Here is a 22982-nt window from a genome sequence, read left to right as displayed (position 1 = left end):
CGGAATTTTCGATTCCCGAAGAGATTTCGGTTTAAAAATTAGGCGTTATCTACGACCAACATGCTTCGCAGCATCCAAGCCGTTTTTTCATGAACCTCGAGTCTTTGCGTCAACAGATCCAAAGTCACTTCGTCCCCGCCCGCATCGGCCGCAGGCAAGAGTGCACGAGCCGTTCTGATCACCGTTTCATGTCCTGCGACAAGATGACGGATCATATCTTCCGCATGGGGAACTCCGCCTTCCTCGTGAATCGAAGTCAATTTGCCGAGTTGATGCGAAGAACTCGGAGCGTAAAATCCGAGCGAACGAATTCGTTCCGCGATCAGATCGATCGACAGCCAAAGTTCGTTGTACTGTGTTTGAAACATGAGATGAAGCGTATTGAATAACGGGCCGGTCACATTCCAATGATAGCTATGCGTTTTAAAATACAGAATGTACGTATCGGCTAATAATTTTTGCAACCCGGTATTGATCGTTTCTCTGTTTTTTTCGGAAATTCCTATATCTATGTCGTTCATATTTCGATCCCCCTCTTTCATTTTAGACGGAAGCTGTAAAACGACAAGAAAAAACTTGCAATGTCATTCAAAACCAAGTCTTTTATCAAAAAGAAAACGTAATATCGAAATTCTTATGACACGTCGCGAATCGTAATTTTACTTTATTAAAAAACCGATTCGCAAGAACACGGCCCAATTTAGGTGCGGATTGTTATATTAGAAAAAAGGAGTGGAAGATTTTCCACTCCTTAAGGCTTGAATTATTTTTTCTTGGAGTTGTAAACGCGAATCGCGGCGAAAACCTCTTCCAATTCTTCGTCCTTCATGTATGGAAACAAGGGATAATTGAGAACGGAAGCGCAGATCCTCCCCGTCGTATGTTTATCGCCGAACTTTCCTTTGATATACGGCTTCGCTCCGGGTTGATCGCTCATCGCACCGGGATAGATATTTCCGAATCCGATTCCCTTTTCCTTCAACACATCCTGAATATGAGGACGTTCTTCGGGTGACGATAGGGTTACGTTGCAGTATCCGTTCTCTTCGTAATCCTTAGGCGGATGAATCACTTGGATTCCCAGACTTGGGAGTACTTCATAGTATTTTTGTGCGGCCTTTCTTCTTGAAACGATTCTCGCATCGAGATGTTTCAGATTGATGTTGAGAAACGCTGCCTGCAGAGTATCGAGTCTGGAGTTCCAACCCACGTCTCCGTACGCGTAATGCGAAATTCTTCCGTGATTGGCAAGCATTCTTACTTTGTTTGCGAGTTCTTCGTCGTTCGTAAATACCGCTCCGCCGTCTCCCGCTCCACCCAATACTTTCGCAGGATAAAAGGATGTCGTGCTGATCAACGCGTCCTTGTAGATCGAAGCGCCTTTGTATTTCACTCCATAACACTGAGCCCCGTCTTCCAAAAGCGGGATTCCCTTTGACTTGCAGAGTTTGCGGAAGTCTTCGATGCGGGAAGATCCCCATCCGTAAAGATGAACGATCATTGCGGCTTTCGGTTTTACTTTATCCACAGCCTTTTCAAATTCTGCGAAGTCCATCTGCAGATCTTCCGGATTGGTATCGATCGTATAAGGATCGGCTCCCACGTTCACTACGGCTTCAAAAGTAGCCCAGAAAGTGGAGTCAGGAAGAAGCACCGCGTCTCCCTTTCCTACACCTAACGCACGTAATGCGAGTTGAAGCGCGTCCGTTCCGTTCGCGCACGCTACGGAATATTTCGTTTCCGCCTGAGCGGCGAGATTCTTTTCCAGGAGGGAAACTTCTTCTCCTCCGATAAAACTTGCGTTTTTACTGAGAACCTTTACTTTTTCTTCCCATTCTTCCAGTAGTCCCGGTTCAAACCTTTTGATATCGATAAATGGAACGCCCATTCGGCTCTCCTGTTTTTAATTTTATACTTAAGAATATTCTAAAATACTACTTCTTCTTTTTCGGCGCCGCTTTCGAATCGGCTTTCTTTTTAGCCGCGGAATTTTTCAGATTCCCGGAAGAAGTCGCAGCCTTCTTATTCGCCGCGGTCTTTCGATTCGACGCGCTCTTTTTCATGAGCGTCTTCTGACTTGCGGCTTTGTTTGCGTTTTCACCCGAAGAATTGAGCCTAGTCCGAAACGAAGGATCCGCTTTTAATAAGAGTTTTTCGTCGAACATCAGCGCTGCGACCTCTTCGTAACGACTCACAGGAAAAAAGGTCATCCCCTTTTTCACGTAATCGGGAATCTCCTCGAGATGCTGCAGATTGTCCTTAGGATAGATGATCTTATGGATTCCCACGCGTTTGGCGGCTACGATCTTTTCGCGAAGCCCTCCGATGGCAAGAACCTCTCCCGTTAAGGTCAGTTCGCCCGTCATACCGAAACCCGCTTTGATCTTCGTATTCAAGGCAAGGGAAAGAATCGCAGTCGCCATCGTAACTCCCGCAGAAGGTCCGTCCTTCGGAGTCGCTCCGTCCGGAACGTGAAGATGAATCATCTTGTCCGAAAACAAATCGTCATTATGTAAGAAATTCTTAATATAGCTGAGAGCGATGTTCGAGGATTCCTCCATCGTTTTGCCGATCATTCCGGTTAAGAGAATCCCGCCTTTTCCTTTTACGAAAAGGGCTTCGATCAAAAGAGTAGCTCCTCCCACCGACGTCCAAGCAAGTCCGAGCGCGGTTCCGGGAACGGTCGCGCGAACCATTCGTTCGTCCGTAAACTTGGGGACTCCTAAAAAGGTTTCGAGATCCTTTTCCCGAATGACTTTGGGGAACGGCTCCTTTCGTACGATCTTCATCGCGATCTTACGCACGAGCTTGTCCGTGACCTTTTCCAATCCGCGGACGCCGGATTCCCTCGAATACGAATCGATCAGAGCGACGACGGCCTTCTTATCGAATTCGATTCCGTACGGCGCGACTCCGTTTTTTTGGAGAACTTTTTTCCAAAGATATTTCTGAAAGATCTGAACCTTTTCATCCGTGATATATCCGGAAAGATTGATGATTTCCATTCGATCGAGTAGAATTCTGGAGATCGTATCCAAGGTATTCGCTGTCGCGATAAAAAACACATTCGAAATATCGAATGGAAGATCCAGATAATGATCCCGGAAATTTTTGTTCTGCTCCGGATCCAAAACTTCGAGCAGCGCGGAGGCGGGATCGCCTTGAATTCCCACGGCGAGTTTATCGATCTCGTCGAGAAGAATCACACAATCCTTCTCTTTTGTTATGCGAAGTGCGGAAATGATTTTTCCCGGCATCGATCCGATATACGTTCGTCTATGTCCTTTGATCTCGGCTTCGTCCCGCATTCCTCCCACGGAAAAACGGAAGAACTTTCTTCCCATCGCTTCCGCGATCGACTTTGCGATGGATGTCTTTCCGACTCCGGGCGGTCCGACTAAAAGAAGAATCGTTCCCTTTTCGTCGCTCTTGAGTTTTTTCACCGCGAGAAATTCCAGAATTCGATCCTTGATGTCCTCTAGTTTGTAGTGATCCCGATCGAGCGTCCGTTTGGCTTTGTCGAGATCGATCTCCCGATTGACAGCGGGTTCCCAAGGCAAAGATTCGAGAATGTCCAAGTAATTTCGGATAACGTTGTAATCTCCGGTGTTCGGATCGGCATAGGAGAACTTATCCAGTTCCCTTGCGACTTCTTCGATGACTTCGGGATCGGCTCCGATGGATTTAAGACGTTCTAGAAATTTTTCGTATTTCTTTTCGAACTTATCGTCCTTGATTCCGAGTTCGTTTTGAATCGCCTTGAGCTGTTCTCTTAGAAAGAATTGTCTTTGTTGTTTGTCGATCTTATCCTGAATCTGATCGGAGATTTCCCTCTGGATCGAGACGAGTTCGATTTCCTTTTTTAAAAACAAAAGAACCTTTTCGATTCTTTCCTTCAGAACGTTGGATTCGATGACGGATTGATATTCTTCCTTTTCGAGGTTGAGAATGGAACATACGAAATCGGCCATCTTTCCCGGCTCGTTTACGTTGAGCATCGTGAGTTTCATCTCTTCCGTAAAGAGCGGATTATTCTGCGCGAGTTCGCGGGTCATGACGAGAAGGGTTCTCATCATCGCTTTGATCGTATTCTTAGGCGCGCCCGGTTCTTCCTCCGGATACGAAACCTTGGCGATCAACGGATCGATGCTTGTATAAGAAGAGATTTTAAAACGACGAACCGTGTTGATCAGAATATTGACCGCACCGTCCGGTAAATTCACTTTTTTTAATATTTTGGCGACAACGCCGTATTGATAGATGTTTTCGGAAGTTTCCTTTTCATTCTCCTCATCCTTTAAAAGAACGAGACCGAGAAACGAATTGCCTTTGATGGATTCTTCGACCGCTCTTTCGAACTTTCCGCTCGGAACGATCAACGGCGTGATGATGCCCGGAAACACGGGTCGGGACTTGATCGGAATTAAAAACAGTTCCGGGGGAAGAATCGAGTCCAACGGAATGATCGGATTTTCTTCCGTTCCCGACAAATCCTCTAATGGTTCCAATCGCCCCTCCATTCCAGCATGTGTTCCGACAAAGGCCGGATTTGTCCAGGTTCCTACGCAGGAAAGGATTCTCAAATCAAATCCGTCCCATTCTCCGTCTAAAAAAATCATGAAAGCAATCCAAATGTCCCGATTCGGCGGAAAAGAAGTTCTGGAATGGGTCGAAGTTCCGACTCCGGAACCCAAGGAAGGAGAGGTTCTCGTTAAAATTCACTCGGCGGGAGTCAATCCGGTCGATTGGAAAATCAGAGAAGGCAAGCTGCAGGGGAGAATGCCGCACGAATTTCCCGTAATCCCAGGTTGGGAATTTTCGGGCGTAGTGGAAGCGCGGGGTCACGCGGCGAGACGATTCGAGATCGGAGACGAAGTTTTCAGTTATTGCAGAAGACCCACGATTTCCAAAGGGGCCTACGCGGAATGGATTGCGATCCCGGAATCGTATCTGGCGAAAAAGTCGGAGGCCATGTCGTTCGAGGAAAGTGCGGGAACTCCTCTCGCAGGTTTAACGGCATACCAATGTCTCTTTCAATTGGCCGACTGCAAAGCGGGGAATACGGTTTTGATTCTCGGAGCTTCGGGCGGCGTGGGAAGTTTCGCCGTTCAACTTGCAAAGAATGTCGGAGCTGCTGTGATCGGATTGGCCGGACCGGAAAACCAGGATTTTCTTAAGAACGAATGGAAGGTCGATCTTGCCTTGAACTACAAAAATCCCGATTGGAAGAAGGAGTTCCTACATTCTTACCCGAAGGGAGCGGACCTCGTGATGGATTTTGTGGGAGGTCCTACATTTTTCGAAGGAGTTTCCTGTCTTCATTCCCAAGGAAGAATCGTGTCCATCTTAGAAAGCGACTTCTCCGCAATTCCGAATGTTTCCGCCGCGTATCATTTCGTGGAACCCAACGCAAAACAGCTGGAAACGTTGAGTCGGCTCGCGGACGAAGGAAAACTCAAAACCTACGTCAGTCGCATCTTCCCTCTTTCCAAAGCGGCGGACGCAATGGAAGAAATCGGACGGTTTCATACGAGAGGAAAGATCGTATTGAACGTTTGATTATTTTTCGGTATCGATTGACTTTCCTTTGCGGGAATCCTATAATTGGCGAGTTCAAAAAGATACAGGGGAACGAGAGATAGGAGTTCAACCGATGAAACGACGCGCAGTAACCCTCATGGCAATTTGTCTTGTTTTCGCTTTCGCCGACTGCAAGAAAAACGACGATGACGACGACAAAACGATCCTGGCTTTAGTCGTGGCGGATTTTTTATACAATCCTTATGAAAAGATCACTCCTTCGGCGGGGACGATCACCGTGGCGGGAGCAAGTTATACGAACAGAGCGTATACCCCTTCTTGTACGGGAGCCGACGGAAATACGACATTCTCCATCTACCGCAAAAAAGTAAGCGCTTCGAATAAGAAACTTCTCATCAACTTTATGGGAGGAGGAGCGTGTTGGAGCAATTATAACTGTTTCGGAAACAGCACGACGACGTATTTCAATCAGCTCAATTCCGTTCCGGATCTGTTCGTAAAACTCGCGTTTCAGGGAGTGATGAACGCGGGCAACGCTTCGAACCCATTCAAAGATTATGATGTAGTCTTTATTCCGTATTGCACGGGAGATCTTCACATCGGTTCCAAGGATATGACCTACACAAACCCAAACACCGGAACGGCTACGGTCGTCAAACACCGCGGATACGATAATGTACTCGCGACGTTGAAATACATTCAATCCGAATATACGGGTGTGGAGAATGTCTTCGTGACCGGACAAAGCGCCGGTGGATACGGAGCCTTATTGAATTATCCGATCGTACGAGAAACCGTGAAAGGTTTGAACGCCTCCGTAAAAGTGAATCTACTTTCGGATGCGTCCAACGGAGTCGTGCCCGCCGGATTTTTTAACAACTTGAGCACGCAGTGGGGAGCGGACCCGAATCTACCGACATGGGTGACGGGAATCGCCGCAAACTATCTCACGACCGGAACACCGTCCATTCAGGATTTCTTTACTAAGGTTTCCACTTACTACAACGGCTCGGGAGATAAGACCGGACAATACACCGCTCTTTTTGACGGAAATCAAAGATTCTTTTACAAGGTCATGAATATCATCAACGCCGCGCCGACATATTCGGATTCGAAAACGACCGATCCTTATGATTCGAGCAAAACCTATTCGGCGTTATTCGGAGATTCGGACGGAAGTACGGCGCCGGACGGAACACCCGCGTCTACGGACGGATCCAGCTGCGGTTGGTCCCAGCAGGCTGTCACTTCTATGACGGGAATTTCGGGCGGAGCGACGAACTATTCTTATTACATCGCGCCGGGGGACGTACATACGATCACTACTTCCGAGGATATGTACAACGTAAGCGCGGGAGGAACGAACTTCGTAACTTGGCTGACGACGCTTTCCACAGGAGTAAAACCGGGGAACGCGAAGTGTTCCAACAACGGAGGAAATTGCGCGAATTCCAATTTGATCAAGAACAAGATCAATCTCGCGCTCGGGGTAGCAACCTCCGATCAATCCTACGCGAACGCAAGAAGTTTACTGACCACCTGCGGAACCATCACCGGTCTCTAAAAAAAGAAACCGCACGATTCTCTTGAACGAACTCGTGCGGTTCTCTTTCTACACAATCGAAGTAAATTCTTACTTCGACATCCATCGAAACATCAAATCGGCGTAATCGTCAAAAGAGCCGCAGTCGTGGAGATAGAGGCTCGCACGCCATTGCAGGTATATGGAGAAGTCGTTGAAACGCCCGTCACACTAATCGAATAAACCGCGTTAGCCGCAACAGTGATGTTTGCCGTTGCACCGCTCGCGGAGCTGGTGAGAACCGTGGCATTCCCGCCGTCTTTCACGAGGATTTCGAATTGATCGCGCTCCGAATTGCAACGGCTTGAGGAATGAACTTGTGTGCCGTTAACACCGGTCAATCGATACGTTCCCGCCTTCGCGAATGTCAAGGTCGGAGTTCCGTTTTTATCGCCGCACACGGTGAAAGTTTGTCCTTCCGGAACGGTAATGTTACTCGCGCCGGCGGACAATCGCGCACCGCTATTACAAGGGTTTAAAACATAACCTGCAATTAAGAGGTTCAAGAAAAGTTTATCCGATTTTTCCTCGTCGGTTTCCTTAGGTTTACATGCAATCGCCATAACCAAGATCAAAAGCGCTAAGATCGTCTTTTTCATTTTATTTGTATTCCTTCAAAGAGAGTTGACGTTTGATATATTCCCGACGACGTTCGGATACGGTCATCGAAGGTTCCCTTTTTCGAAAAAAAATCCGAAAAAACCGTTTTTTTTAAACCGACTTAAACTGGATGAGGAATTTGGAATATGATTCCGGGCGGCTGACGGGCTTCGACTCAATGTTGCTCCTTACGGTCGCAACATAATGCTTCGGTCAAGTCATTGAGTTTTCCGGACGTAGTCAACTCGACGAAACACCAATAACTTGACTCCGCATCGTTCCCCGCCGCGTTGCAAACGGAAATTTCTTACAAAAACGGCCGGATTCGGCCGTTTTTAAAATATTAAATATCCTTAATAATCAAATCCATCATGCGGATAAAAACCTTTCGGATATCGTCCCTCGCTTCCTCCGAAGGAAGAACCTTGTGATTCCAGATTTTTAAACCGAAACGGATAAAAAAATTATCCAGAAACTCGGATTCGACGTGGGTTTTCAAAAGAGTTTTGCCGCCGTCCCGGTTCCACGATAAAGCGACTTTGGTTCCTTTGTCTCCGTTTGCATGGACGAGGGTTTCGGTAAACTCGTGGATGATGGATTCCAAATTTCCGGGAATGACCAGGTTGATCGCCCAAGTGGGAATCACATAGGAAAAACCGCCCGATACGTCGAACTTTTCGATCTTATTGATCTTAAACGAAAGAGAACCGTTATCCGGATGATTTATAAAAACGCCCGAAAGAAGAATTTCAGGATTTTCTAATAAAAGGCCGTAGAGATTGGCTTCGAGCGCGACACGGACCTGAAACGGAAAATGGTTCAACGAAGGAATGGAAAAGGAATCCTCATGATACAAATTTCCTTTCGCGTCATACGGAAGAATTCTCCCGTGAGCGGTGATAAACTTGAACGAAATGTCCGGAGTTTTGGAATTCAGGCGAATCTCCGCGAGCGTTTTTCCCTTTTGATTTTCGATCTTGATGTTCACCCAACCGAGATATTTGATCGTATCGAGATAATCGCCTAACTCCTCGTAGTCGTCCGCGATGTTTCTGGAAATCGAACCCTTGAAGTTGAACTTCGTGATCGAAGATTCTCCCTTCGATTCTTTTTCGTCGGAAAGGACAAGCAGAGAATCCAACCCGAAATAATAATTCAAAAACTTACCGAGATCCGGAAACGATTTGGAAAGATCGTTCAGAACCTTTCTCGCTTCCGGATTATTGACCTTTTTAAAGATCATCGTATTCGGTGCGTCGATCTGACGAACGTTATGCGGATCTAAAAATTTCAAGCCGCCTTCCATCGCCATAACCGCGTGTTTGTGCGTAAACGGCCCGAGATGGGTGACCAGATCCAAATTTCCGGAATAGGATGTTCCGCCGTACAAAGGCTTCGGATTGTGTTTGAGGTCGAACTCCGCGCTAAAATCTCCGAACGCGGGAACGGAGATCATCTTCATTCTCTTTTCTTCGAGACTGATCTTATAACCTTCGGAGGAAAACTTCCCCTTGTACGAAACCCAATGTGTTCCGTCCTCTTCCTTTTGGAGAAATTCGGAGTGATAGAGTTTTTTAAGTTCGAACTTTTCCAGAGAAGCTTCGATGTATTTGTGGAACTCCAGCGCCTTCCCGTCGTATTGAACCTTCTTGGCGACCCCTCTCAAAAAACCGAGGAATTGTTTAGAAATCTCTCTTCCGTCGGGACCGATCGAAGGGGGAATGTCCTTGAGTGATAAAGCTCCCAAGACGGGAAAAACAAGAAGAATCGAAAGCAGAACAACCCCGCGCAGAATCAAACCTTGAAGCCGAATTCTCACAACCACCACCTTTTATATAACGATCGATATATATTACTGAAGTATTCCTCCCCAACCTAATTCCCGATTTTTAAAATGCAAGATTTTTATAACGATCGCTACACAAAAGAACGGCCCGTAGTCCGGGCGCGCAGGAGTTCCCACATTTCCGCAGAAGGTCAAATTTTGTTTTATAGGGAAAAGCGCGAGAGTTCCACGCGTATAAAGAGGCCCATTCTCTTTGAAAAGGCTCGTTGCAGTTCCTACATTTTTCGAAAACTCAAGGCTGGATAATAAACCGAATCGGATTTCCTTTTCGTTCGTCCAGAGCTTCGAGGCATTGATTCACTTCTTCCAGAGGATGGTGCGAAGTGATCGAATGTGTAAGATTGATTTTTCCTTTTAAATACAGATCGATCAATTCCGGAATCGCACGCCGATCCGAACCGTACGAACCGGAAACGGAAATCATTTTCTCGATGAGGATAAACGGAATCTGAAACTTGAGAGGTTGTTTGCCGATTCCGACCAAAACGATTCTTCCTCCCCGATTCATCGCTCGAAGGGATTCTTCCACGTTGGACATATAGCCGGAAAAATCCGCGAGAAGATCGACTCCGCTCGTGATTTCTTTTAAGGTTTTACCGGGATTCCGAATCTCCTTCAAGTTCACCAATTCGTCGGCTCCGTATTTCGCGGCGTTTTCCAGAGACCCTTTGTCCACATCGAGAGCGATCACCTTACCGCTCGTCAACGCTCTTGCTACCGCAACCGCGTGGATTCCCAAACCGCCGCAGCCGAAGATCGCAACCGTATCTCCGTCTTGAATATTGCCTCGGTAACGAATCGCATGATACGGAGTGGAAACGGCGTCCGCAAGAATCGCTCCTTGATCGAACGGAATCGCATCCGGCAGAGAATACAAATAACGTTCTTCGACTACGTTGTATTCGGCGAAACTTCCGTCCCGATCAAAACCGAACACGCCTAGATCCTTGCAGAGATTCTCATGTCCCGATCTACATTGTTTGCAGACTCCGCAGGATGTTCCTGCCGCGATCACGACCCGATCCCCTTTTTTAAAACGACTTACGTTTTCTCCGATCTCTTCCACGACGCCGGAAGATTCATGACCGGGAACTCTCGGGTGATTTTTACACTTCATCGTTCCGTGAACCACGAGATGAACGTCGGACCCGCAAATACCGCAGGCTTTGATTTTTACTTTTACAAGTCCGGGCCCGAGCGTAGGAACGGGAACTTCGCGAATGTCTAAAATTTTTTTACCGGATTCTAAAACGGCGGCTTTCATTTTCGATTCTCCCTAACGAGACGCAACGTAGATTAAGATCGATCACGGACGAGTCAAGGTGATTTGGGGTAGAATTCGGATTCTACTTTTACGAATCCGTAAATTTCCGAGCATTCGAACGAGCGAATCTTTCCGAAATTTTCGCGGGTTTAGCACTTGAATCGGGAGCATCGGATTTTTTCATGGAGGGAGAATCGATTCGGTTGTAAAATCGGAGGAATTCTCCAAATAGAAAACTCCTTCCGGAGGAATACATGGAACCAGAGACAATCTACCGGGAGATCAAAGCGAGTCAGAACGGTCAAGACTGGCATCATACGAATTGTTTCGGCTGCGGTCCCGATAATCCGAAAGGGATTCACGCAAGTTTCCCCTTTCACGAAGAAAGCGGCGAAGTTCGATTTCCGTTTAAAATAGAAAAGGCATTCGAAGGCGCTCCGGGTTATGCCCACGGAGGAGTTCTTGCAACTCTGCTCGACGAAGCGCAAGGCGTGCTTTGTTTTCATCTCGGTCACTTCGTAATGACCGATCAATTGTATATGCGTTATCACAAAGCGGTTCCTCTCAACGATGAGGTGGAAGTGCGTTGTTGGGTTACGATGGTAAGAAGAAGAAGGCTTTATACGAAGGCTACGATTCATCTTTCCAAAACGGGAGAACTTCTCGTTTCTTCCAAAGCCCGCTGGTACGATATGTCCGAAAGAACGATGAGAAGAATGTTCCAGGGAACCGTATTTCCGATCGACACTCTTCTGCAGGTTTTGGAAGTGAACCAGAAACGCGGTAAGGAAATCCGCAAACGGATCAAACGGGAAAAAATCGAACCTTAAGAATTCCTTCCTTCATGGTTTTTACAAATCATTCTTTGCGCAAAGCGGCATGCTGAAAGGATTACTATTTTAAAATCTTTTTACTATGAATTTGTTAAGAATTTGTTTCCAAAAAGGGCGCCGAGGAAATCAAAAAGAAAGCGCAGGCTATGTTAGGAAAGTAGAATTTTCTTATATTCTAAAGCGTGTGTCCGTTGCGTTCCGAGGCGGCGTCGGCAATCGGAAGAACGACGTAAAAAGTCGTTCCTCGATCGGAAGTATCGAAAAAGATTCTGCCATTGTGATCTTCGATGATTCTGCGGCAAATATCCAATCCTAAACCGGTTCCGGCTCCAGAAGGTTTTGTCGTAAAAAAAGGTTCGAAGATCCGATCCCGTATCGTGTCTTCGATTCCGGTTCCGCTGTCTTCGATCGCGATCTCCCAACCGGAGGGCAATTTTTTGCAGGAAATCGACATTCTCCCTTTATAGTTCATCGCATAGAGCGCGTTACCGATGATGTTCGTCCAAACCTGCGTCAACGCGTCCGCATTTCCCCAAACGTAGGCGGTGTCGGGCATATTCCGCACGATTTCCACCTGAGTCTTATATTTGGAATAATAAAGAGTAAGAACGGTTTCCAATTGTTTGCGGACGTCGACCGGTCCCATCGCCGCACCGGAACGATCCTTATACGCGTATTCTTTGAGAGCCTGTATGACGAGAGACGCTTTTTCGGCGGCCTTTTCGATCGTAAAACTGGCACGGGCCAAACTGGACAACGAAAGCGCGTTATGCGCTATCGGAAAGAATCTCTCTTTATCCGATAACTCGTACAGAATTTCGGAAATTTCCTCCGGCGCGGTTCCCAAATCCGTTAGAATGTCTGCGAGCCGCATCGAGTCCCGGATTCCGACTTCGCTTAACAAACCGGAAATTTTTTTCCGTTTCGTCCTTTCCTCTTTCGTATCGTAAAATTCCCGCGGAGAAATTCCTTTGGTAAAAAGTTTTTCCCAGACTTTCTTTTCGGCTTCGGAAAATTCGGAATAATTTCTTAAAAGAGTCTCCCAGGAATTGGACAATACGGATTGAATTCCCTCGTTCGAGGAAACGATCGCTCCCAACGGCGTATTGAGTTCATGAGCGATTCCCGCGACTAACTGTCCTAAGACGGCCATCTTTTCGGAGCGGATCAACTGTTTCTGCGCGCTTCTCAATTCTTCTATGGCGCGGATGACTTGTTCGTTTTTAGAAACGAGATATTGGTTTACGGTTCTTAATTCTTCCGTCCGTTTGGTGACGATTCCTTCGAGACCTTCGTTGATGGAACGGATTCGTTGTTCGGCGTCCGTCATTTCCTTTACAAGAAACGTTTGTCTCGCACTCGCGATTACGACGACGATCGTGGTTCCCGTCCAAGCTACGATCCGAACTCCTTCCGGCAGACCGGAAAGAGTTCCCGCAAGAACGATCGTGATCGAGCTGGCAACTACTTCAAATAAAGGTAATAAACGAAGAGCGGCTTCGAACCTTCTTCCCCAAATCGGATTATCGTTGAACTTAGGCTCCCATGTCAAAGCTCCGTATCCCAAGACCAGCGCCGATACGGAAAATCCGGCGTTGAGAATCGTTCCGTCCGGCGGAATCTCTACGATAAAGAACGCGTTCCACAACAACCAGCAAAGCCCCGTTCCTCCCATGCCTAATATGAATGCGAACCAGGATTTATCCGGCTGTAATCTCAAAAGCGGAATGAGTAAAACTCCTAATGCGGCTGCGGTCAAAAACGAAACCGGGTGATTGATCAACGGAAGAAGCTGCGGAATCCCTACTCCTTCGCGTTGCGGAAGATACAACGCAAGAGAAAAAGTTAGAATCGCCGTGATCAACCCCAACGCGTCGAGAACCGCGGCGCGGATTCGAGTGCGATCACATTCAATAACGATAATAGAGTATCCGATCACGAAGGAAGGCGCGACCCAAGGAAACAAATAATCGCTCGGAGTCGGAGTAACATAATAATCGAGATATACTTGGATCGCCCACGAAAGTTGTCCGAGCGCGTTAGCGGTAAGACCGAGTGCGAACCAGAATCGGAATCGATGGATTCCTCCTTCGGCGGCGAGGTATCCGAGCCAAGCGAGAACCGCGGCACAGAGATAGGTGATTGTCCAATGAACGTTATCTATAAGTCGATCTACGTTTCTTTCTTCGTAATAGTAATTTGCGAAAAAAGAAACGATCGTCAAGATCGTACTGATCCAAAATATCCAAAGCCCCGCTTCGGTTAAGGAGGATCGAGATTGACTTCTCTGCATTGTCATCAATGACTCACGAACGACGAACAGTATGGACGTTAACCGTTCGACTCGTCGACCTCTTTTCTCGTTTATAAGACTCGTAAAAACGGATTCTGACTCAAATAATTTCGAAATCGAATCAAAATAGAGTGCGATTTATTTTTTCGGGCAGATGGGGAACTCCGTTGATCGAAACGGGAAGATATTTCCCTCTGACCCAACGAAAGGTGCTTAAGGAAGTGTTCCAGATCCAAGGCATCCAAGCGAAACAATCCTCGTCCTGTTTTAAGAGCCGATTCAAAACCAAAGAGATGGGGGTGCCCGAAGTGAAGATGAAATTCCGCTCCTGATCCCCGGGTGAAAACCATACATTAGAAGAATGGAATATTCTTGCCTCGAAACCGCGGTAAGTTTCGATTCCTTCGGGAGTTTCCGTTCCTTCTTTCCAAAATTTGAGAATCTCTTCGGTCAGCTTAAAGAACAGAGCCGCAGATCGTATCCCGCCTTTGAGTCGAACCTTTGCGAATTGAGAAAGTGTTTTTGCAAACTCGGGTCTTTTCGCCGCGAGCAGTTTCGAGTAAGAACCCCAGAGTTCGGGTGAGAATTCGTTCCAACCCGCGTCTCGATTGATAAACGAAGAAGATCGAAATTCCTCCCGTTCGCCTACGACGGAAATCACCCCTTCCAAAAAGGATTCTCCCGTTTCGACTTGTCTGCGCAACGTTCCGGTCACGATGCGATCGGGAACTTCTCCGTTCCGAGCCATGAATTTTCCGAGTGCAAACGCCTGACTCTTTCCGTGCGGAGTCAAAAGATCGTAGTTTTCACCCTGAGAATTTGCCTGTCCGTGACGGACGAGATGAACAACGGACATGAGCGACTAACTTTCCGTCGTGAATCTCGGATTGGTGACTTCCACCTTTTCTCGTACGGTTTCTTTTACGTGATTCCAATACTCCGCGTTTTCCAAAGAAAGTTTTTCCTTTCGGATCTTGTCTCTGAGTTCCACGTTCCAAGCGTGTGCGAGATTTTTCTTTTCGTTTAACGTGGCAGGAAGGGAGGAATCCTTCTTTAGAAGTTTTACGAGGCGATCGAGTTCCTTATCGAGAAGTTCTTCGCCGGATCTGATTTCCCGCGAAACGACCCCCAACATATTCCAACTTACTAATGTTTTATACGAGAGTAAATCCTTGTCCTTGAATTGCGGAAGGACTTCCTTCATAAGAAAATCCTGAATCGCTTCGAGCAAGTCCGTTGATGTCGGTTTATCCTGCATTTTCTATGATCCTCATCGCTTCGTATTCCATTTCGCAGGCTCTTCTTCCGATAGCCGCAAGTTCGATTCCCTTATCCTTTCCGGAAAGATGTCGTTCCGCCTGACCGATACAACCGATCGCCCAACGAAGATTTCCCATCACTTCCCAATACGTGACCATCGCAGGATTCAAGGTTACGCCGGAAGCCTTTTCATACGCTTCGTAGAATTCGGTGCGATCCGCAAAACCGCCCGCTTCCTTATTCAACTTTCCGAATCTCCAATCTCTCATACAAAGCCAGGTGAGATCTTCGTGCCGGTCTCCCCAGTGCGCGAATTCCCAATCCACGATTCCTTGAAGTCCGTCGGGCGTTACCATAAAGTTTCCGGTTCGGAAGTCCCCGTGTATCAATACGACATCGTCCGAAGGTTTCGCTTTTTTTTCGAGCCAGTTGAGAATCATCTCCATCGCAGGATACGCTTCGCTCATCCGATCCAACTCCAATCGAAGAGAATGTATCGATCCGTTAGCGACTACCTTGTCGTTCGGATCTTGTCCCATCCAAAGGGTTTTACGAAGGGTTTCGTTTTTGCAATGTTCCGGTTTTACGGAATGAATCTTTGCGAGATTGACCGCAAGATCCGCGGTGAGTTGTTTTCTAATTTTGTTAAGCGAAGGATCTTTGACGATGTATCTTCCCGTGGCTTTTCCGGAAATCTTCTGCATAAAGTAGAAAGGACTTCCGGTTACTCCTCGATTCGTTTCGAGCCAGAAAGGCCTCGGAGTATTGACACCCGCGTTGTATGCGAGTTCGCAAACGCCGAATTCGTCCTCCCGGCTCAGTGATGCAAGAAGCGCCGCGCCCTTGTCGGTTCGAAATACGGTGTCGTAAGAGCCTTTTTCCGGTCCTTCCAAAACCTGAAGCTGCGCGGAAAAATTCTCCTGACAAGCTCCGCCCGAAAGAGATACCATCGAATGGATCTCCGTTTTTCCCTTCAATCTGTCCGAAAGATAACCTTCCAGAACGTTCTTTAATTCGGTGTCGTTCATAATATTCGCGTATTCTAATATTAAAAATCGTTTTTGCCGCTGACCAGGTTTCTTCCGATCACCATTTTGTGAACCTCGCTCGGTCCGTCCGCAATCCGAGCCGCTCTTGCGTCCCGATAAAACAATTCGAGCTTCATGTCTCTTCCGTAGCCATGAGAACCGCAGATCTGAATCGCGCGGTCGATCACCTTGCAGAGAGTTTCCGAAACCTGCCACTTAGCCATCGAAATGATCTGCCTTGCGTCTTCTCCGGCTCTGAGAGTATGCGCGGCTTTTAACGTAAGCATATAACCCGACTCGATTTCCAAAGCGGATTCTGCGAACATCCACTGAATCCCCTGATGATCCGCGATCCTTTGACCGAACACTTCGCGTTTGAGAGCGTATTCCCTCGCGATTTCCATGGATCTTCTCGCAAGACCGATCCATCGCATACAGTGCGTTAGGCGGGCCGGCCCGAGACGTTCCTGCGACCACTTGAATCCTTCGCCGACTCTTCCGAGGATCGAAGATTCGGGAACGCGAACGTTTTCGAACTTCAATTCGCAGTGGCCTCCCGGACCGTGAGAACCCATCACTCCGATTTCACGCACCATCGTATAACCGGGCGTGTCGGTCGGCACGAGAAACATCGTGGTTCTTCGAAACGAATCCGCGACCTTGGACATCACGATCAAAAAGCCCGCTCCGTTCGCACCGGTACAATACCACTTGTGTCCGTTGATCACGTATTCGTTTCCGTCTTTGACGGCATTCGTCGTCAGGGTTTGCGGATCTGCTCCGGCGCCCGGGGGCGGCTCGGTCATCGCAAAAGCGGAACGGATCTTTCCTTCCACAAGAGGATAATAGAATTTTTTCTTTTGGTCCTCGTTTGCCGCGATATGAAGAAGATGCATGTTGCCTTCGTCGGGCGCGTCGCAGTTGCAAAGATAAGGAGCGATCGGAGAACGTCCGAGTTCGGAAAAGATGATCGCGGTTCCCACCATATCGAGTCCGAGCCCTCCCTCCGATTTGGGAAGATGAGGAGTCCAAAGGCCGAGTTCCTTTACTTTCTTTCTCAGCTCTTCCGTGATCTTTTCGGGCATTCTCCCGTGATCGTAGTCGTAATGATCCTCAGCGGGAATCGCGTGTTTCTCCACGAAATCGCGGATTTTCCTTTTGATCTCTTCGACTTCCTTCGGTATCGTAAAATCCATCCCTATCTCCTTGAATCGAATCGGTTACATAAATCTATATGTTGACACTCATCGACATATGCGAATCCTTCAGGATTCCAGAAATTTTACAACTTCTTTTAACGTGTCCACGATCAGGCTTTTGTCCACGGAGTAATAGATTTCCTTTCCTTCTTTTCGGGAGGAAACGAGATTCAAGAGTTTCATCTTGTTGAGATGATGCGAGATCGTGGTTCTCGATATGTCGAATTCCTTCGCGATGTCGCCCGCCTTCACCTCGCGATGACAGGAAAGGATTTTCGCGATCTTCAGCTTCACCGGATCGGAGATCGCGGACATGAGTTGCAACGTCGCTTCCGTTTCGAAAGGGAATTTCTTTTTCTTCTTCATTCGCAATAACGTCTTGTGTTTCGATCTATCTTGCTTACAATCGAAAGTATATTCCTTTTTTCGAATCTACTCACTCGGACGCTCCGGATTCCAGCCGTATTTTCCGATCCGATCGTTATAAAGACTTCCCAGATACAGGAAACCGTTTTTATATTTTACGGAGGTAATCGCCTTCAGATGTTTCCCAGTCGGCTCTTGAAAACTGCGGAGATGGGTTCCGCTCTCGTCCAAAAGAAGAACGAATCCGTAAGGCTGCGCTTTCGGCCAGAGAAACTCGGGAAGTTTCGCGATCGCCGACTTCAAAGCGGGTCGAGGATGAAAGACGTTATCCATGAGGGAATTTCTCACCGTAAACAATGCGAGATAAAACGTTCCGTTTCCGTCCGCCGAAATATTATCCGGAAATCCCGGAAGATTCTCCATAAAAAAATCGTTTTGACCGGCTTTGGGTCCTTTCAGCCAATACCTGCGGATTCTATATCGGTACGTTTCGTTGACCAATACGAAGTCTTCGTTTTTAGAAAGGGCAACTCCATTAGCAAAGTATAATTCTTTTAACAACACGGTAGTCTTTTTCGTATGAGGATCGTATTTCAAAAGTCTTCCGCGAGGTCTTGCTTCCATCAGATCGTAAAGATATTCCTTGCTGCCGAACTTGTCCGAAGCGTCCGAAAAATAAACCGTCCCGTCGCGGGCGATGTCCAGGTCGTCCGTAAATCGAAACGGAACCCCGTCCGCTTCCGTGCTGAGAACTTTCACTTCTCCCTTCGTTCCGATTTCCAAAAGTCCTTTGTCGGCGTCGGCGACAATCAGTCGACCATCCGCCAAAAGTTTACTTCCGAGAGGGCGCCCCGAAGTCGCGGCGTGCGCCTTAACGTTGCCTTCGGGAGAAATGTGAATCACTTTTCCGTTCTCGCAAGATGCGTAAATATTTCCGTGATCGTCGACTTCCATGTCTTCGGGACCTTGCAGTTTTCCTAAACCGATCAGCTCGGCCTCCGACAACAATTGATTGGGCGCATACGCTCCTTCCATCGGAGGAGGTTCCGGCGGAAAATACGCCAACGGATCAACGGGAGAAGGTTTTAAGATAAAATGGACGATTCCACCCAAAAGAAGAATGGAAACAACGGCAAGAATCCGATTCCGGTTCATGCAACCTCCGTGTGAATTCTAAGGACCCCAAAAAAATATTCGGGACCGGGCGTGAGTCAACAGGAATTTCCCCGCTTGTTCCGAAGGAGTTCCCACAAAAGAGAAGATTCTTCTCGAAAACTGTGGGAACTCCCATATCGCTTTCTATAAATCGCCTCAGCACCAACCGCGCCCGAACGCACCCACAGATTTTAGTTGATTCCGGTTCCCAAACCTTCGAAGCTGGTGCAGACTTCTCAGAAAAATTTGAATTCCGAAAAATCAAATACTCGATGCGAAATTATAAATAAGGTCCGTTCAGAGCTATGAAAATAACAGAATCCATGGTCCACAGACTTGGTGTTGAATTCAAAGAATCCGATATCATCTTTGAAGAAAACCAAGAAGCGGAAGTGATGTATTTGATCGTAAAAGGGAAGGTCGGGATTCACAAAAAAGTAAAGGAAGCTTATAAACTCCTCGTAGAATTAAAAGAGGGCGATATGTTCGGCGAAATGGCACTGATCGACAAAACGCCTCGAAGCGCAAGAGCCGTCGCAAAAACGGATGTTTCGCTGATCGCGATCAACGAAGGCGCGTTTTTCAATCTGATCCAAACCAATCCGGGATTTTCGATGAAGATCGTTAAGATTCTTTCCTCTCGTTTGAGAGAAACCAACAAGACGATCGCTTCCCTTTTGAAAGCAGACAAAAAGAATTTAGTGACTTCCGCGTTAATCAGCTTCTCCCAAACGAACGGAGAAAAAGACGGAACAACAGTTCGAATCAATCTCAGTCATTTTATCAAATGGGCTATCCTAAGGGTCGGGTTGGAGCATCAGGACTTGGTAAGTTCGATCAGTCTATTAGTAAAAGATAAAATGGTAGAACAGAGAAAGGAAGATCCTTCCACGTTGATCATCCGGGACGCTCTATTCAAATATACGGTGGATGCTTGAGCCTTAAGCCAACCTTGTCGGAACATTCCAAAAACCGAAAGAGACTTTTTTATTTAGACAATCTTCGATCGTTCGCTCTCTTGCTCGGTCTCGTATTTCACGTCGCGATCGTGTACGCCGCGGAAATCAAATATCCGCTTCGAAACGAAGAACGATCGGAATTCTTTGATGTGTTCGGAGAATGGGTTCACGTATTTCGAATGCCCCTCTTCTTCTTTTTATCTGGATATTTTACCGAAGCGATTTTTCGAGCAAAACCTCTCAAAGATTTTTTACGGATGAGAATCTTCCGGATTTTCATCCCCACGGTCGTGGGGGTTCTTTTATTCGCGCCGATGCAATCCTATATTTCGCTTTTACAAGAGGGCGAAAGAATTTCTTATCTCGATTTCTACATTCAAATTTTCTTAAATGGAAATATCCGCCCTTCTCATCTTTGGTTTTTATACTTTTTGATCCTGTTTACGATCCTACATCTTTTCGTCCGCAAGGCGACTCTACCTTTGACGGCGCTTCTCAAAAAGGAACCGGCTCAAAAAGGATTCGCTCAGGAATGGAAAACGATCACGGTTTTCACGTTCATCAGTTTTGCGGGAATGTGCATGATCAACCTCTATTTCATGAAAGACGAATCCCGGTTCGCGATCGAACCGGTGAACTTCGTTTACAACTATACGTTCTTTCTCTGCGGAAGTTTACTCATCTCCAAGGAAAAGCTACTTCTCGAACCGCAATCCGATCGATTCTGGATCTGGGCGCCGCTCGCGCTTCTTACCTTTTGGGGTTTTTACGAAATCAGCAGGATCGATCCGTTCTGGTCTTACTTCGGTTATACGGGGGATTGGAGGAGAATTCTCCATATTCTTTCCAAGTGCGCCGCGGGCTGGTTAATGATACGGCTGCTCATTGGACTTTTTCAAAAATTCTTCGACTTCAAAAACGAACAAACCGAATACATGAGAACCGCGAGTTTGCCGATCTATCTCGTTCATCATCCGGTTTCTTTGTTGGCCGGATATTTCGTGGTTCATACGAGCCTGGGACTTGCGGAAAAATTCGTTCTCCATCTGTTTCTCGTGTTCTCGATCACATTCGCAATTTATCATTTTCTAATACGTCCTTTCCGCTGGGTGAACCTCGTCCTCGGAAATCAAACGCAGGCAAAAAAGAATCCATAGGGAGTTACCATTGAACGTTCATCTCAAAAACATTCTCTTTAGACCCAACGCGGCATTTCTCATTCCGATCTTTCTGTTTCTCGTCTGTTGCGAAAGCGGAAATTCATCTTTGATTTCATCGCCCGCAAACCGCGAAAAAAGCGGAAGCGCCACAGTCAAATTCGGAATTCACCCGTATAAAGGAACGGTCATAAAAACGGGAGAAGAAGTTCTTCCGTTCAAGGTCTTGGAAACGGACAAGAACATCGCGCTCGTGGAAGTGCAGGTTCCGGTTTATTCGGACGGCAAGGGACTGGAGTTAAAACTTTCTTCTCCGGGCTTTCAAAATTCTTCCTATAGAGTAAAAACCGCGGAAGAGCTGAACGAAAAACTGATCGCCCTCGACAAAGAAGGCGTAACGCACCGTTTTACTGCGCGATTCAAAACCGGAATGCAACCGAAGAGCGTGCGTTTTATCGACAACACAAGGCTTGCGATTCCTCTTCTCGAAGACGAAGGAATGGACGTATTAAACATCATTACGGGAGAAACCGTCCGACTCGCACCTCCCGAAAAATACAGAAAGAAACTCGGCTTTGTGGAAACGATCGCGATCCCCGAACACAACGAGCTCTGGGTCAGTCAGATGCAGGCGAACGCGGTGCACGTCTTCGATTTAAAAACTCTCGCGTATAAAGCGACGGTGGATCTAACGGGCAAATGGTCCAAAATTCTTCTCTACGATCCGATCCGCGATCTCGTCTACTGTTCGAACTGGATCAGCGAGGACATCTCCGTCATCGATCGCAAGACGAAAACGGAAACGCGTAAGACAGATAAGATCGGATTGCCTAGGGGACTTCTTCTTTCCAAAGACGGAAAGGAATTGTATATCGCTCAATTCTCAGCGAGCAATCAGGAATCCAGCGGCGGAAGACTAGGCATCTATTCGATGGAAAAGGAAAAGTTGATCGATACGATCGGACCTCCCGGCAACAAGCGCCATATCGTACCCGGACCGGCCGAAAATAAGATCTACGTTTCGGATATGTGCTGCAGCAAAATCGAAGTCTACGATCTGAAAGAAAAGAAAGTGCAGAAGACGATTCCAGTATTCGATAAACCGAATACGATCGCTCTCTCGCCCGACGGTAAATATCTTTACGTTTCGTGCAGAGGACCGAACAACCCTACCGAAGGTTATCTCAAAAAAGGATTGGTACTCGGAAGAGTGTATGTCATAGACACGGCGACCGACACGGTAAAAGAATTTTGGGAAGCGGGGAATCAACCCACGGGACTCGACGTATCGCCGGACAACCGTTACTTGGTGATTTCGGATTTTCTAGATCATCAAATTCGAGTCTATCGCAGAGACGGATTTTAGAAAAAACCGGAGAACGTTTTTTACTAAAAAACTGTTGCATTTGGGAACTCAGTTAAAAACATGTCTCTTACCGGGCCTGTAGCTCAGCTGGTTAGAGCACACGCTTGATAAGCGTGGGGTCATGTGTTCAAATCACATCAGGCCCATCCGGTAACGACAAGGGGCTTTAGCTCAGCTGGGAGAGCATCTGATTTGCATTCAGAAGGTCGTCGGTTCGATCCCGACAAGCTCCATACCGAATCATCCCGCTCCGATTCGGTAAACACTTCCCTTTCAATCCGATAAAAACCGCAAACCGTTCTCCATACTGAAAATCTTTTTCGATTGCAACAAGGAGATCGTCGTTTAAGCTTCGGGCGCTTCTGCGCCGAAAATACGTCGAGATGGAAAAACGTATCTCCTTCGAAACGATTCGAACCATATGCGGGCGCAGACCCGGCTTGCTACGCGCTACGGCTTTCGCCTCCGGTTGTCTCTTACGAGACAACTGCTTCGCACGCTCCGCATCCGTAGCGCGTGGATTGTAAGACAAG

Annotated in this window: 19 protein-coding genes and 2 tRNA genes; 8 read left to right on the top strand and 13 right to left on the bottom strand. The window is 47.2% G+C overall.

Features of this window, described 5'->3' with window-relative positions; genetic code table 11:
• Positions 1-38: 38 nt before the first annotated feature.
• From LFX17_RS04025 to lon, 3 genes are all read right to left on the bottom strand, one after another.
• Positions 39-521, bottom strand: coding sequence for a Dps family protein (locus tag LFX17_RS04025; protein WP_118957609.1), 483 nt, complete (start codon positions 519-521; stop codon positions 39-41).
• Between the two features lie 242 nt (positions 522-763).
• Positions 764-1888, bottom strand: coding sequence for a DegT/DnrJ/EryC1/StrS aminotransferase family protein (locus LFX17_RS04020; RefSeq protein WP_238745174.1), 1125 nt, complete (start codon positions 1886-1888; stop codon positions 764-766).
• A gap of 46 nt (positions 1889-1934) precedes the next feature.
• Complete coding sequence (lon, locus tag LFX17_RS04015) at positions 1935-4520, bottom strand: endopeptidase La (RefSeq protein ID WP_238747659.1); 2586 nt, start codon at positions 4518-4520, stop codon at positions 1935-1937.
• A 97-nt stretch (positions 4521-4617) separates the two neighbouring features.
• Here lon and LFX17_RS04010 point away from each other — a divergent pair, with 97 nt between their 5' ends.
• On the top strand, positions 4618-5559 hold the full coding sequence (locus LFX17_RS04010) for an NADP-dependent oxidoreductase (protein ID WP_238745173.1): 942 nt from the start codon (positions 4618-4620) through the stop codon (positions 5557-5559).
• A gap of 94 nt (positions 5560-5653) precedes the next feature.
• On the top strand, positions 5654-7105 hold the full coding sequence (locus LFX17_RS04005) for a pectinacetylesterase family protein (protein WP_238745171.1): 1452 nt from the start codon (positions 5654-5656) through the stop codon (positions 7103-7105).
• Positions 7106-7197: 92 nt separating this feature from the next.
• Here LFX17_RS04005 and LFX17_RS04000 read toward each other — a convergent pair whose 3' ends face one another.
• The 3 genes from LFX17_RS04000 to LFX17_RS03990 all read right to left on the bottom strand — a co-directional run bounded on the left by LFX17_RS04000 (position 7198) and on the right by LFX17_RS03990 (position 10833).
• Positions 7198-7722 carry a hypothetical protein gene (locus LFX17_RS04000; RefSeq protein WP_238729141.1) on the bottom strand — a complete coding sequence of 175 codons (525 nt, stop codon included), beginning with the start codon at positions 7720-7722 and terminating at the stop codon, positions 7198-7200.
• Between the two features lie 344 nt (positions 7723-8066).
• The gene (locus tag LFX17_RS03995) at positions 8067-9542 is read right to left on the bottom strand and encodes a hypothetical protein (RefSeq protein ID WP_238729140.1); all 1476 of its coding nucleotides are present in this window, start codon (positions 9540-9542) and stop codon (positions 8067-8069) included.
• Between the two features lie 259 nt (positions 9543-9801).
• Positions 9802-10833, bottom strand: a complete 1032-nt coding sequence (locus tag LFX17_RS03990) for a zinc-binding dehydrogenase (protein WP_238729139.1) — start codon at positions 10831-10833, stop codon at positions 9802-9804.
• 254 nt (positions 10834-11087) lie between these two features.
• Here LFX17_RS03990 and LFX17_RS03985 point away from each other — a divergent pair, with 254 nt between their 5' ends.
• Positions 11088-11663: a PaaI family thioesterase gene (locus LFX17_RS03985; RefSeq protein WP_238745169.1), complete on the top strand. Its 576-nt coding sequence runs from the start codon at positions 11088-11090 to the stop codon at positions 11661-11663.
• 178 nt (positions 11664-11841) lie between these two features.
• Here LFX17_RS03985 and LFX17_RS03980 read toward each other — a convergent pair whose 3' ends face one another.
• The 7 genes from LFX17_RS03980 to LFX17_RS03950 form a co-directional block, all read right to left on the bottom strand.
• Positions 11842-13965: a sensor histidine kinase gene (locus LFX17_RS03980; RefSeq protein ID WP_238745167.1), complete on the bottom strand. Its 2124-nt coding sequence runs from the start codon at positions 13963-13965 to the stop codon at positions 11842-11844.
• Positions 13966-14080: 115 nt separating this feature from the next.
• Complete coding sequence (locus LFX17_RS03975; RefSeq protein WP_238729136.1) at positions 14081-14815, bottom strand: histidine phosphatase family protein; 735 nt, start codon at positions 14813-14815, stop codon at positions 14081-14083.
• Positions 14816-14821: 6 nt separating this feature from the next.
• Entirely contained in the window at positions 14822-15217 is a 396-nt protein-coding gene (locus LFX17_RS03970; protein WP_238729135.1) for a DUF6285 domain-containing protein, read from the bottom strand.
• On the bottom strand, positions 15207-16247 hold the full coding sequence (locus tag LFX17_RS03965) for a phosphotransferase family protein (RefSeq protein WP_238745165.1): 1041 nt from the start codon (positions 16245-16247) through the stop codon (positions 15207-15209). Before LFX17_RS03965 ends, LFX17_RS03970 begins: the two co-directional genes overlap by 11 nt.
• Positions 16248-16267: 20 nt before the next feature.
• Positions 16268-17443 carry an acyl-CoA dehydrogenase family protein gene (locus LFX17_RS03960; protein WP_238745163.1) on the bottom strand — a complete coding sequence of 392 codons (1176 nt, stop codon included), beginning with the start codon at positions 17441-17443 and terminating at the stop codon, positions 16268-16270.
• A gap of 69 nt (positions 17444-17512) precedes the next feature.
• On the bottom strand, positions 17513-17812 hold the full coding sequence (locus LFX17_RS03955; RefSeq protein WP_010575786.1) for an ArsR/SmtB family transcription factor: 300 nt from the start codon (positions 17810-17812) through the stop codon (positions 17513-17515).
• Positions 17813-17878: 66 nt separating this feature from the next.
• A complete protein-coding gene (locus tag LFX17_RS03950; RefSeq protein WP_238745161.1) occupies positions 17879-18967 on the bottom strand; it encodes an SMP-30/gluconolactonase/LRE family protein in 1089 nt (362 codons plus the stop codon).
• A gap of 305 nt (positions 18968-19272) precedes the next feature.
• On the opposite strand from LFX17_RS03950, the gene LFX17_RS03945 reads away from it, so the two are divergent.
• The 5 genes from LFX17_RS03945 to LFX17_RS03925 all read left to right on the top strand — a co-directional run bounded on the left by LFX17_RS03945 (position 19273) and on the right by LFX17_RS03925 (position 22682).
• Positions 19273-19905 (top strand): Crp/Fnr family transcriptional regulator, encoded by a 633-nt coding sequence (locus LFX17_RS03945; RefSeq protein WP_238729131.1) that lies wholly within the window; start codon positions 19273-19275, stop codon positions 19903-19905.
• Positions 19902-21083, top strand: coding sequence for an acyltransferase family protein (locus tag LFX17_RS03940; RefSeq protein ID WP_238745159.1), 1182 nt, complete (start codon positions 19902-19904; stop codon positions 21081-21083). Before LFX17_RS03945 ends, LFX17_RS03940 begins: the two co-directional genes overlap by 4 nt.
• Positions 21084-21093: 10 nt before the next feature.
• The gene (locus LFX17_RS03935; protein ID WP_238745157.1) at positions 21094-22449 is read left to right on the top strand and encodes a YncE family protein; all 1356 of its coding nucleotides are present in this window, start codon (positions 21094-21096) and stop codon (positions 22447-22449) included.
• A 72-nt stretch (positions 22450-22521) separates the two neighbouring features.
• Positions 22522-22595, top strand: a tRNA-Ile gene (locus LFX17_RS03930).
• 14 nt (positions 22596-22609) lie between these two features.
• Positions 22610-22682, top strand: a tRNA-Ala gene (locus LFX17_RS03925).
• The last annotated feature ends 300 nt before the right edge of the window (positions 22683-22982 follow it).

Source organism: Leptospira sanjuanensis, assembly GCF_022267375.1.
Taxonomy (GTDB): Bacteria; Spirochaetota; Leptospiria; order Leptospirales; family Leptospiraceae; genus Leptospira; species Leptospira sanjuanensis.
The sequence above is the reverse complement of the archived record's forward strand: the minus strand, read 5'-3'. Positions and strand labels throughout refer to the sequence as shown.

Bases quoted from the DNA above. Each gene is read 5' to 3' on its own strand.
- LFX17_RS03960 (WP_238745163.1), bottom strand. From the start codon at position 17,443: ATGGATTTTACGATACCGAAGGAAGTCGAAGAGATCAAAAGGAAAATC.
- LFX17_RS03975 (WP_238729136.1), bottom strand. From the start codon at position 14,815: ATGTCCGTTGTTCATCTCGTCCGTCACGGACAGGCAAATTCTCAGGGT.
- LFX17_RS03990 (WP_238729139.1), bottom strand. From the start codon at position 10,833: ATGAAAGCCGCCGTTTTAGAATCCGGTAAAAAAATTTTAGACATTCGC.
- LFX17_RS03970 (WP_238729135.1), bottom strand. From the start codon at position 15,217: ATGCAGGATAAACCGACATCAACGGACTTGCTCGAAGCGATTCAGGAT.
- LFX17_RS03980 (WP_238745167.1), bottom strand. From the start codon at position 13,965: ATGACAATGCAGAGAAGTCAATCTCGATCCTCCTTAACCGAAGCGGGG.
- LFX17_RS04010 (WP_238745173.1), top strand. From the start codon at position 4,618: ATGAAAGCAATCCAAATGTCCCGATTCGGCGGAAAAGAAGTTCTGGAA.
- lon (WP_238747659.1), bottom strand. From the start codon at position 4,520: ATGGAGGGGCGATTGGAACCATTAGAGGATTTGTCGGGAACGGAAGAA.
- LFX17_RS04000 (WP_238729141.1), bottom strand. From the start codon at position 7,722: ATGAAAAAGACGATCTTAGCGCTTTTGATCTTGGTTATGGCGATTGCA.
- LFX17_RS04025 (WP_118957609.1), bottom strand. From the start codon at position 521: ATGAACGACATAGATATAGGAATTTCCGAAAAAAACAGAGAAACGATC.
- LFX17_RS03985 (WP_238745169.1), top strand. From the start codon at position 11,088: ATGGAACCAGAGACAATCTACCGGGAGATCAAAGCGAGTCAGAACGGT.
- LFX17_RS03945 (WP_238729131.1), top strand. From the start codon at position 19,273: ATGAAAATAACAGAATCCATGGTCCACAGACTTGGTGTTGAATTCAAA.
- LFX17_RS03965 (WP_238745165.1), bottom strand. From the start codon at position 16,247: ATGAACGACACCGAATTAAAGAACGTTCTGGAAGGTTATCTTTCGGAC.
- LFX17_RS04020 (WP_238745174.1), bottom strand. From the start codon at position 1,888: ATGGGCGTTCCATTTATCGATATCAAAAGGTTTGAACCGGGACTACTG.
- LFX17_RS04005 (WP_238745171.1), top strand. From the start codon at position 5,654: ATGAAACGACGCGCAGTAACCCTCATGGCAATTTGTCTTGTTTTCGCT.
- LFX17_RS03950 (WP_238745161.1), bottom strand. From the start codon at position 18,967: ATGAACCGGAATCGGATTCTTGCCGTTGTTTCCATTCTTCTTTTGGGT.
- LFX17_RS03955 (WP_010575786.1), bottom strand. From the start codon at position 17,812: ATGAAGAAGAAAAAGAAATTCCCTTTCGAAACGGAAGCGACGTTGCAA.